The 2,338-nt window shown below is 33.5% G+C and carries 2 protein-coding genes; both read left to right on the top strand.

Going from position 1 to position 2,338, the window contains the following annotated elements; translation table 11 throughout:
* A partial coding sequence (locus HPY74_20790) for a radical SAM protein (protein NSW93044.1) occupies positions 1-772 on the top strand: 772 nt, incomplete at its 5' end.
* 140 nt (positions 773-912) lie between these two features.
* Positions 913-2,178 (top strand): DUF5596 domain-containing protein, encoded by a 1,266-nt coding sequence (locus tag HPY74_20795; protein NSW93045.1) that lies wholly within the window; start codon positions 913-915, stop codon positions 2,176-2,178.
* Positions 2,179-2,338 lie beyond the last annotated feature (160 nt).

The following is a 2,338-nucleotide window of genomic DNA, read 5'->3' on the forward strand; positions in this document are numbered from 1 at the left end:
GAATAATATAATAAATTTAAAGGTCATACGGTTTTGGGATGAAATTTTTCCCGATAATAAGGAGTGGGTAGAAGAATTTACAGAAAGGTACAAAAGAGAAATTAATTTGCCGTTTGAGATATGGATCCACCCTCTTAAAATCAGTTACGATTTAATAAAAAAACTTGTAGATGCAGGTCTATATAAAGCAGTAATGGGAATTCAAAGCGGTTCGCCCCGTATAAGGAAAGAAATATTCGGAAGGTATGAATTGCAAGAGGATATAATAAATGCAAGTAAAATATTATCTGATTGCAGGGTGCCGCGGGTTATTTATGATTTTATACTCAGGCACCCCTTTGAGACAGAAGAGGATATTATAAAATCTTTTGAGCTGTGTATGAAGCTGCATCCTCCTTTTGAATTACAACTTCATGCACTGAATTTTTTCCCAGGGACTGATATAGTTGAAAAAGCAATTAAACTTAATGTAATAGACAGAAATGAACTAGAGAAAATCATGTATGCTCCGATAAAGGAACAGTATAAAGCTTATTGGGGAGTTAATGACAATGATATTATGATAAACTTCTGGTATTCACTTATATATATGACTCAATTTAAAACTATAAGACCCCTGATAAGCTTTTTATCAAAGCATGTCCAGTCATTAAATAAAAAATTCACCTTTCTTATTGAATTATCAATAAAGTTACAAAAGTACCTAGTCCCCATTGCCAGGATGAAAGATTATTATAAAAAAATATATCTAATCCTACGTATCGGTTATTAAACAGAAATTATTCGGATCTTGTCCAAAAATACCGGATATACTGAGAATTGTAGCCGATATGATTATGAATATTGGCTTAGAGCGGCACCTGTGATATTATGATATTATATTTCAAATATGTTTTGGAGGTGTATTCAAGTATGGATAATATACTTAAGGACAATATACCTGAAGTATTTCATGATATATGGGAAAAAGCCCAATCATCTTTCCCTGGCCCTGATTTAGATTTTCTTCAGGATAATTTTATTATCCAGGCAAATAGCATATTAAATTTACCGAAAGAGGCTATCAAAGCTTTTATTAAATCATACAATATTATTAAAAATAATAAAACTCTATGCAGGTTGTTATGGTTTAATCATTATCTTTTTTTTGGAAAAGAGATTTCTATTGACAAAAAAACGGAAGAGAGAAAAGTTGAAAAAGAGATATTCCTTCCTCCTTCCTTGAGAGAATCAATGGGAACGTTAGCAGGAATGTTTCCTGCAGTACTGCTTTTATCGGGGCTTACAAGACTTATGGAGTTCTACCGGAAAAGAAATATTCCTCAAAATATCATTGTGGATACTTTAAGTGATATTGATATCTGGATGAGAGATTACTTTAATAAACACCAAACTTGGGGGCTTGCACAATTCAGGTGGCTTTATAACCACTTTTCCGGGAGAATATTTAGGTTGGGCAGGCTGCAATTTATGCATAAAGAATTTGACGGAAATTTAATAGCTTTCCGGAACATTACAACTGGTGAAGTAATTGCAGTTTCACAGGAAGGTGTAAGATACAGGTCTGATGGACAAGTAGATGGGACCAATGGTATTTATGATAAGGAAGGTGGTTGGACCTCGAAACTTGTAATTGATGAGGAGTTTATACAAGGAAATCCCATTTTACCTCTGGGCTTTGCAAAAGCTGATTTCATTAAGTTAAGTACCAGAGAATGGAAAGAGGTCCTTGCTAAAGGAAGCAAGATACTGGAAGTACATATTCCGGCAGAAAGTAAGCTTTCACATGAGGCTTGCGGTGAATCTTTCAAAATGTCGGTAGATTTTTTCACCGGATATTTTCCTGAGTTGCCTTTTGACGGTTATATGTGTACATCATGGCTGCTAGACCCTCAACTTAAGGAAATATTACCTCCATCCTCAAATATCGTGAAATTTCAAAGAGAATTTTATTTATACCCCATATTGGCAGATGATTTCCAGACTTTCGAAAGGGTATTTGGCGGCAAACATGACAATATAGAATTTCTGAAGGCAGAAACTTCACTACAGAAAGCCATAATAGATTATATTAGTAAAGGAAACCATATGAGGCAGGGGGGTATGTTTTTATTAAAAGATGATTTGAAACACTGGGGAAAAGCTTTTTACCAGGATTATTCCAGAAGTATAATATAATTTATAATACTAATTTATAATATATTTATAATATAATTAATATAATCAATTCCAGGGCTTTATTTAATTACAGGGTTCATATTACCCTGTGGATAATATATTACAATGGTTTTAACGACGCCTGTACTAAAGTGCAGGGGTTATACTTTCGACTAAAAGT

The sequence above is a fragment of the Bacillota bacterium genome, assembly GCA_013314855.1.
Lineage (GTDB): Bacteria > Bacillota > Clostridia > Acetivibrionales > DUMC01 > Ch48.

Bases quoted from the DNA above. Each gene is read 5' to 3' on its own strand.
- HPY74_20795 (NSW93045.1), top strand. From the start codon at position 913: ATGGATAATATACTTAAGGACAATATACCTGAAGTATTTCATGATATA.